This is a genomic window from Marinimicrobium sp. UBA4209 (assembly GCF_002381585.1).
GTDB lineage: Bacteria > Pseudomonadota > Gammaproteobacteria > Pseudomonadales > Cellvibrionaceae > Marinimicrobium > Marinimicrobium koreense.
Map to the genome: position 1 here is coordinate 10,891 of NZ_DFTP01000047.1, position 7,502 is coordinate 18,392.

Sequence of the window (7,502 nt, forward strand, 5' to 3'; positions counted from 1 at the left end):
GGGAAGTGGCTCGTTTGTCCTCCGCCATTCACCATGAGCGTCGGGTGCTCAATGCACTTCGTCACGAGGCGCGTGCGGGGCTGGAAACGCATCTGCAAGGGGGCTGGGCAGTGGCGGGTTGTTTTTCGGCCGGCTTCCTGACCGGGCGTTTTGGCGGCCGGATGGCCAGGGCGGTACGCACGCTTCCGGTGATGCGACTGGCCCGCCAATTGTGGGCCCACCTGCTGGTGTAAGGATTCATCCACCTCATGTTCAAACCCTTTTCCTCGCACTTTGGTCTGCCCCATTTCCAACTGATTGCCTTACTGGTGCTGGCGACGATCGCCCTGGTGGCGGCGCTGCATGTCGCTTCTCCGATTCTGATCCCGATCACCATGGCGTGGTTACTGAGCGCGCTGCTCGCGCCGGTCATTCGCTATGGCCAGCGCTACGGCATTCCTCCCACGCTCTCGGCTCTGGTGTTGATGGGGCTGTTGGTTTACGGTGTGGTACTGATCTTCCTGTTATTGATTGAACCCGCCGAGCAGTGGTTGCAGAATATTCCCGACGTGGTACGCGGGTTTCGCGAAAAGCTCTCGGAGTTCAGCGGTCCGCTGTCAAACCTTCAGGCGGTGACCGAGGAAGTGCGTCAGCTTTACATCCTCGGGGATGGCGACAAGATGACCCCGGTTGAGGTCAAGGTCGAACGGGAAAGTACCCTGGGTTCTTTTGTCCTGGCCAACCTGCCGACGCTGTTGGCCGGGCTGACCATCGTGGTTTTTCTGACTTACTTTCTGCTCGCTGCGGGTGACCGCTTTCTGCGCAAGGCGACACAATTGGGAGCTAATCTCGGTTCGCGTCGCCGCATCGTGCGCATTGCGTACCGCATTCGCCAGGACATTTCACGCTATCTGGCGACCATTACGGTGATCAATATTACGCTGGGTGCCTGTGTGGCGCTGGCAATGAAGCTGCTCGGCGTGGAGAACGCTCTGCTGTGGGGCATCATGGCCACCTGTTTCAATTTCGCGCCGTACGTTGGCGCGGTCGTGATGGCCGGGATTCTCACGCTGGTCGGACTCGCCACCTTCCCGAGCATTCCCCAGGCCTTGCTGGTGCCGGGGGTGTACATGGCACTGTCGGTTACCGAGGGGCACATGATTACGCCGATGGTGATCGGGCGGCGGTTGGCCGTTACACCCACCGCAGTGTTTATCTCGGTAGTGGCCTGGGGCTGGTTATGGGGTGTGGCGGGAGCGCTAATGGCGGTTCCCTTGCTGGCGAGCTTCAAGATCGTCTGTGAAAATGTGCCGCAGTTGATGCCGATTTCACGACTGCTCGATAACAGCTCACCCAAGCGTCAACGCCGGTTTTTGCGCGCCCGCTGACGGCGCAGCTTGGCTTTTTCTTCCTTTTCGATTTTGGCCCGTTCGTCGGCCTCCCGGGCTTCGGCCTCTTCGCGTTCGGTCATCTCCGGCGTTTCCAGCGTAATGGGGCCGAGAACCCCGTCCCGCAGTTCACTGATCAGCAGCGCGGAGACTTTCTCCAGGTCCACCTGGCCGCCCTTGCGCACCGTACCCCGAGCCCGGCCGATGCTTTCCAGCAGCTCCAGGTCGTCTTCGGGAAGCTCCGTGAGCCGGTAGCGGGCCTTGAGCGCCTCGGGGTATTGCTGGCCCAGATAGGCCACGGTAAACAGTGCCACTTCCGGGTAGTCGAAGATCTTCTCCTTGATCGCCCCCGTGGCGGCCAGTCGGTATCCGCAACTGGGCGGATTCAGTTTGGGCCACAGAAACCCCGGGGTGTCGGTCAGCACCACCCGGTTGTCCAGTTTGATTCGTTGCTGGGATTTGGTGACCCCGGCTTCGTTGCCGGTTTTGGCAATCTTGCGCCCGGCGAGGATATTGATCAGGGTGGATTTGCCCACGTTCGGAATCCCCATGATCATCGCCTGGGTGTTGCGTGCGCTCAGGTTCCGGTCCGCCAGAATGTCCTGAATCTGCACCAGCAGTCGACGAATGCTCTCGGGCTTGCGGTGCGTGACGGGTAGGGCGGTCACGCCCTGTTCCTGCTCCAGGTGGGCCACCCAGCGCTCGGTCATGGCCGGGTCCGCCAGGTCGGCCTTATTGAGCAGTTTGATGCACGGCTTGTCGCCGCGCAGCGCGGGAATCATCGGATTCTTGCTGGAGTAGGGGATACGGGCATCGAGCACCTCAATGACCACATCCATATGGGCCATTACCTCCGCAATCTCCTTGCGGGCCTTATGCATATGTCCGGGAAACCAGTTAATCGCCATTCAATTCTCTACCAGGCTGCGTATTCATCGGCGGGGGAGGGCGATTGTGCCCGCAATCCAACCCAACCACAACCAGCTATCCAGTCATCGAATGCCCGCGTAGGGCGGATAAGCGCGCAGCGCGCATCCGCCGTAACCCAACGAGCCAACCATCGAATGCCAGATCAGATTGCGTAGGAGCCGAGCGCAGCGGTATAACCCCGCATCCGCCGTAACCTAAACTCGTTTCCAGTTGTGCCACCCAAAATTATCGAAATAACAGATACCTCATCTATTCAAAAATTGTATTACAAATCCTTGTCCGCCCCGGCCCAACCTTGATAACCTAAATTTCGAACGATGATAGGATAATAATACGAATGGACCCACTAACCATAAGCATAAATAGGTGACCCATGAGAACAACGATACTCCGTTTACTACCGACCCTGCGCCGCCTCGGCCTGGTTGCCCTGCTGTTGGGAGCTACTCCCGCCCTGGCACTGGACCTGACCGGCATTACCAACTCCCATGACCCCTCTACACTGGTGCGTGATGGGGATACCTACTTCCATTTCACCACCGGCAACGGCGTCTGGTACTCCCGGTCCACCGATCTGGTCCACTGGGATAACCCCGGCGATATTTTCGGCAGCTCCTGGCCGGCCTGGATCAACGACGCGGTGCCCGGCTTTGAAGGCCACTTCTGGGCGCCGGATGCCATCCAGATGGGCGACTATTACTACGTCTACTACTCCGTCTCCACCTTCGGCAGCTCCCGTTCCGCCATCGGCGTGGTGCGCACCCCGTCGTTGAAGAACCCCAACTGGCAGGACCTGGGTGTGGTGGTGCAGTCCTATGGCGGATCGGAAGAGATTAATGCGATTGATGCGGCCCTGTTCCGCGATCACGACGGCAAGGTGTATATGTCCTACGGCTCCTGGTTCGGCGGCCTGGGTGTAGCGGAAATCAATCAGAATACCGGTAAGCTCGCCAGCGCCGTCACCAAGATTTATGGCGGCGGCCACCAGTCCATTGAAGCGCCGTACATTACCCGCAACGGCGATTACTACTACCTGTTCTTCACCCGTGGTCTCTGCTGTCGGGGCGCGGACAGTACCTATGAAGTGCAGGTGGCCCGCTCCACCAGCGTGTTTGGCCCCTATACCGGCGAGCGAAACCTGTTGCCCAACGAAGACGGCAAGCGCAAAGGCCCCGGCCATATCGGCGTGCTCAAGCAGGACGGTTGTAACTACGTCACCACTCATTACTACGATCTGAATGACGGCGGCAATGCCAAGCTGGATATTCAGCGCATGACCTTCTCCGGCGGCTGGCCCTCAATGACCCACAACTTCAGTTCCATCACCAGTTGTGGTGGGGTGAGCGAGGGGCTTTATCAGTTCGAGTCCCAGCTCAGTGGCAAGCTGTTGGAGATTGCCAATGCCGATACCGCCAACGGTGGCAACGTCGTGCAGTACGAGGATAATGGTGGCCTGCACCAGAAATGGTATGTGGTGGACCACGGCACCGGTGAATACAGCCTGATCAACGGCCTCAGCCTGAAGGGCATGGATGTGTGGGAAGGCAGTACCTCAGCGGGTGCCAATATCGCCCAGTGGGACTACTGGGGCAGCGCCGGCCAGCGTTGGCAGATCAACCCGGCGGGTAACTACGTGGAAGTTGAATCGGTACTGAGCGGCATGGTGCTGGATGTGGAAGGAAAAAGCACTGCCAACGGCGCCAACATCCTGCAGTGGAACAGCACCGGCGGCACCAACCAACGCTGGACCATGATCCGTCAGTATTAATCACTAACCTTGTTACGGCGGATGCGCCTTCGGCTTATCCGCCCTACGGCCGGGCGCAGCGGTATAGACACGCGTAGGGCGGATAAGGGCGCAGCCCGCATCCGCCGTAACCCAACTCGAACCGCTCACCCCAAACAAGCCGCAATCGGCTGATCCCCATGAAACAGGGGATAAATCTTCCCGATCGTCCCCGGCGACCCCAGACAATGCTCAATCGCCAGCGCCACATCCGCGCGGGAAATCCACTGGTCCTCGGCTTTCTCCGGCCAATGGTTGATCACCCGTCCCGAGGCCGGGTCATCGGTCAATCGTCCGGGCCGCAGAATGGTGTAGGGCACGCCGCTCGCCAACAGGTGATCATCGGCAACTTTCTTGCACACGGTGTAATGCTTGATCTTGGCTGGCCCCGCTTCCGGATCTTCCGCCCCGCGCGAGCTGACCATCACAAACTGTTGAATACCCCGGGCCTTCGCGATATCCACTGCCTTTATTGCGCCCCACATATCCACCAGAATGGTCTTGTCCGCCCCGGTTTTGGCGCCCGAGCCGGCGGTAAATACCACCTTGTCACAGCCTTCAAACGCATGGCTGAAATCGCCTTCCAGATCCGCAATCACGGGCTCAGCACCCAGAGAGCGCACCGCCTCGGCCTGCGGCTCGTTGCGCACCATGGCGCGCGGCTTTTGGTGGTGGTCCGCCAGCTCCTGGACCAGTAACTGGCCAATCTGCCCGTGAGCGCCAATTATCAAGGTAGTCATTGCGTGTTTCCCCTTATCTCCAGTGCAATGACAACACCTTACCATGAAGACAAAAAGTCTGGCATCATCAGAAAAGAGCCGTCGATGCCACTGGAGGCCGCCATGAACGACACCCGCATCAAAGCCGTATTTTTCGATCTGTCCGGTGTTCTGTACGAGGGTGATCGGCGAATCGACGGCGCCATTGAGGCCGTCGCGGCGGCCAGAGACCGGGGCCTGGTACTGCGGTTTGTCACCAACACCGCCACCAAGTCACGTGAACAGTTACTGGAGAAGCTGCAACAACTGGGCTTTGATGTGACAGCGCAAGAACTCTTCACCGCCCCCGATGCGGCCCTGGCCTACGTGCGGGAACACCAGTTGACCCCCTACGCGCTGGTCCACCCCAGCATCAAGGCCCTGTTCGGGCCCCTGGGCGACCGCGAACCCGACTGCGTGGTGCTGGGCGATGCGCGGGACGAGTTGAACTACCGTAACCTCAACCAGGCGTTTCGCATCGCACAGGCCCACAAACGGCTGATTGCCATTGGCGAGAACAAATACTTCAACGACGGCGACGCCCTCTGCCTGGATGCCGGCCCCTTCGTCCGGGCGGTCGCCTGGGCGGCCGATGTGGAGCCCGTGGTCATGGGCAAACCCAACCCGGAATTCTTTCACCAGGTAGTGACCTCCACGGGCCTGGAACCGGACCAGTGCCTGATGATAGGCGACGACGTATTTGGGGATGTGGAGGGGGCACTCAAAGCCGGTTTGCAGGCCCGGTTGGTGAAAACCGGAAAATATCAGGCTGGGGACGAGAAGAAATTGAGCCCGGCCGCGATAGTTCTGGATTCTGTAAAAGTATTACCGTCGATGCTATAACGAAGGTATTCGAGTGCGAGTATCAGGAGGCTTGGTGAACAAAAGTGTTACTCAACTATCCGATTTTCTACTTCAACTTGACGGCCTGAAGTCCGTAAACCGCCGAACCTATATCAATGGCGGAGAGCGAGTAGAAAACTCGGCCGAACATTCCTGGCATTTGGCGATGGCGTGTTGGGCGTTCTCAGAATTGTTGCAAGATGATTTTGATGTTTTGACGCTTATCAAGCTGGCGTTGGTTCATGATCTGGGTGAAATTGATGCCGGTGATACGTTTCTTTACAGCGCCAATCGTGACGCTGCCCACCTTGAAGAGCGCAAGTGTGTTGAAAGGATTGCATTCCACCCTGGAAACCCCATCCAGAACTTATTGACCCTGTGGGACGAGCAGGAGTTTGGGCAAAGCAGGGAAGCCAAACTGCTGAAGGTCATCGATCGACTGCTGCCGTTTTTGCACAATATCTCCAGTAACGGGCGAGCATGGCAGGAGAACGGGATTTATAAAAGCCAGGTGTTGGAAATGCATCAGTTTGTTGAACTGGAACAACCGGACATCTATCAGTGGGTGGTTGCAAAGGTAGATTACGCGGTCGAGCAGGGGTGGCTGAAGGAGTCCTGAAACCGCTTATTTTGGCTTTGTATTCGAGGCGGATAAATGCTCTAATAATGGTCATAAGGACCACTACTGACATTCAAGCTCCCGTGCACCTCAGGTATGGAGGTCTCGCCGGGAGACAATAAGAGGACCGAGCTTTGAAAACCCATCGTCTTACGACTACCGCACTGGCTCTCGCCCTGTTTGGCGCCGTGGGCTGTGCTACCGAGCAACAGGCTCCTGATTCCAGCGATACGGCCTCCGCAGCCGGCATCGAGAAGTTCAAGGCCTATACCCAAAAATTCACCGATGACACCGTGATTACCGACAGCCATGCCACTGGCCATGTGGGTGATTTTTTCTTCACTCACTGGAAAGACGGCGGCGCAACCACACTGGCGCTGGAGACCGATGGGTCATTCAAGGTGGAGTGGGAAGGTGGCGGTTATAACTACGTCGGCGGCCCCGGCTGGCACTATGGCGATGAAGATCGGGTGATCGGGTACCGCTTCGATGAGGACAGCGGCGCGAGCTATATCACACTGTACGGCTGGGGCTACGATGAAACCATGCCGAAGGATGATCCGGCCCACCTGGTGGAGTACTATATTCTCCAGCGCTGGACCTACGACCCCAGTCAGGACGGTGAGTACGGGAAGACCTTTGTCAGTAACGGCGTCGAGTACTCTACGTATCGCTCAGTACGCGAGCAGAAGCCGTCGATCAACAATACCTCCACGTTTTACCAGTACTGGAGCAAGCCGACCGAGCAGCGCGAGCTGGGCAAGGACTACGAAATCAACTTCGCCGATCACGTCAAAGCGTGGGCGGATACCGGCTGGATTATTCCGGATATGAATAACTTTGACGCCAGCGATGACCCCACCTATCAGGTCATGGCGGTCGAGGTGTTCAACCCGGCCAATGACGGTGTTGGGTCGGGTCAGGTGTGGGACGCCTCCGACCGGTAGAGGATGCTGGACGCGATGACCCGGGGGGTCGATCAGTGCTGATCAATACCCGCGGGTCAGTCCTTTACTCGGCTCCGCTTTGCTCTCCCCTCTGCTCCCTGATGAAAGTCATTAACTGCTCGACCTGGTCGGACCTCAGTATGCGGTTCAATCGTGATTCCAGAACAATATCGGAATAGACGGTTGTAGCGCTGATCTCTTCCTGTGGCGGCAGGGTTTCGCTCAACTCCTGTAACGCCTCGTCCGCCCTCT

At 58.1% G+C, this 7,502-nt stretch carries 9 protein-coding genes; 6 read left to right on the plus strand and 3 right to left on the minus strand.

What is annotated here, in order from left to right:
• Both B3187_RS06610 and B3187_RS06615 read left to right on the plus strand, forming a co-directional pair.
• Positions 1 to 233 (plus strand): hypothetical protein (locus B3187_RS06610; RefSeq protein WP_286805270.1); only part of this gene is annotated, 233 nt, incomplete at its 5' end.
• Positions 234 to 248: 15 nt separating this feature from the next.
• On the plus strand, positions 249 to 1,367 hold the full coding sequence (locus B3187_RS06615; protein WP_123637060.1) for an AI-2E family transporter: 1,119 nt from the start codon (positions 249 to 251) through the stop codon (positions 1,365 to 1,367).
• Here the strand turns inward: B3187_RS06615 and ylqF are convergent.
• Positions 1,340 to 2,275 carry a ribosome biogenesis GTPase YlqF gene (ylqF, locus tag B3187_RS06620; RefSeq protein ID WP_286805273.1) on the minus strand — a complete coding sequence of 312 codons (936 nt, stop codon included), beginning with the start codon at positions 2,273 to 2,275 and terminating at the stop codon, positions 1,340 to 1,342. The genes B3187_RS06615 and ylqF overlap by 28 nt on opposite strands.
• Positions 2,276 to 2,670: 395 nt before the next feature.
• Between ylqF and B3187_RS06625 the strand changes: the two genes are divergently transcribed.
• Complete coding sequence (locus B3187_RS06625; protein WP_286805275.1) at positions 2,671 to 4,065, plus strand: family 43 glycosylhydrolase; 1,395 nt, start codon at positions 2,671 to 2,673, stop codon at positions 4,063 to 4,065.
• Positions 4,066 to 4,190: 125 nt separating this feature from the next.
• Here the strand turns inward: B3187_RS06625 and B3187_RS06630 are convergent, their stop codons facing one another.
• Positions 4,191 to 4,823 carry an SDR family oxidoreductase gene (locus B3187_RS06630; RefSeq protein ID WP_286805276.1) on the minus strand — a complete coding sequence of 211 codons (633 nt, stop codon included), beginning with the start codon at positions 4,821 to 4,823 and terminating at the stop codon, positions 4,191 to 4,193.
• Between the two features lie 102 nt (positions 4,824 to 4,925).
• Between B3187_RS06630 and B3187_RS06635 the strand changes: the two genes are divergently transcribed.
• From B3187_RS06635 to B3187_RS06645, 3 genes are all read left to right on the plus strand, one after another.
• Complete coding sequence (locus B3187_RS06635; protein WP_286805277.1) at positions 4,926 to 5,684, plus strand: TIGR01458 family HAD-type hydrolase; 759 nt, start codon at positions 4,926 to 4,928, stop codon at positions 5,682 to 5,684.
• 34 nt (positions 5,685 to 5,718) lie between these two features.
• Positions 5,719 to 6,303 (plus strand): HD domain-containing protein, encoded by a 585-nt coding sequence (locus tag B3187_RS06640; protein ID WP_286805278.1) that lies wholly within the window; start codon positions 5,719 to 5,721, stop codon positions 6,301 to 6,303.
• A 134-nt stretch (positions 6,304 to 6,437) separates the two neighbouring features.
• On the plus strand, positions 6,438 to 7,250 hold the full coding sequence (locus tag B3187_RS06645; protein ID WP_286805280.1) for a glycoside hydrolase family 11 protein: 813 nt from the start codon (positions 6,438 to 6,440) through the stop codon (positions 7,248 to 7,250).
• A 64-nt stretch (positions 7,251 to 7,314) separates the two neighbouring features.
• Here B3187_RS06645 and B3187_RS06650 read toward each other — a convergent pair.
• Positions 7,315 to 7,502 (minus strand): hypothetical protein (locus B3187_RS06650; RefSeq protein WP_286805282.1); only part of this gene is annotated, 188 nt, incomplete at its 5' end.

What these genes read in the sequence shown, in the direction of transcription:
- B3187_RS06630 (WP_286805276.1), bottom strand. Translation starts at nt 4,823, where the DNA reads ATGACTACCTTGATAATTGGCGCTCACGGGCAGATTGGCCAGTTACTG.
- B3187_RS06625 (WP_286805275.1), top strand. Translation starts at nt 2,671, where the DNA reads ATGAGAACAACGATACTCCGTTTACTACCGACCCTGCGCCGCCTCGGC.
- B3187_RS06615 (WP_123637060.1), top strand. Translation starts at nt 249, where the DNA reads ATGTTCAAACCCTTTTCCTCGCACTTTGGTCTGCCCCATTTCCAACTG.
- B3187_RS06635 (WP_286805277.1), top strand. Translation starts at nt 4,926, where the DNA reads ATGAACGACACCCGCATCAAAGCCGTATTTTTCGATCTGTCCGGTGTT.
- ylqF (WP_286805273.1), bottom strand. Translation starts at nt 2,275, where the DNA reads ATGGCGATTAACTGGTTTCCCGGACATATGCATAAGGCCCGCAAGGAG.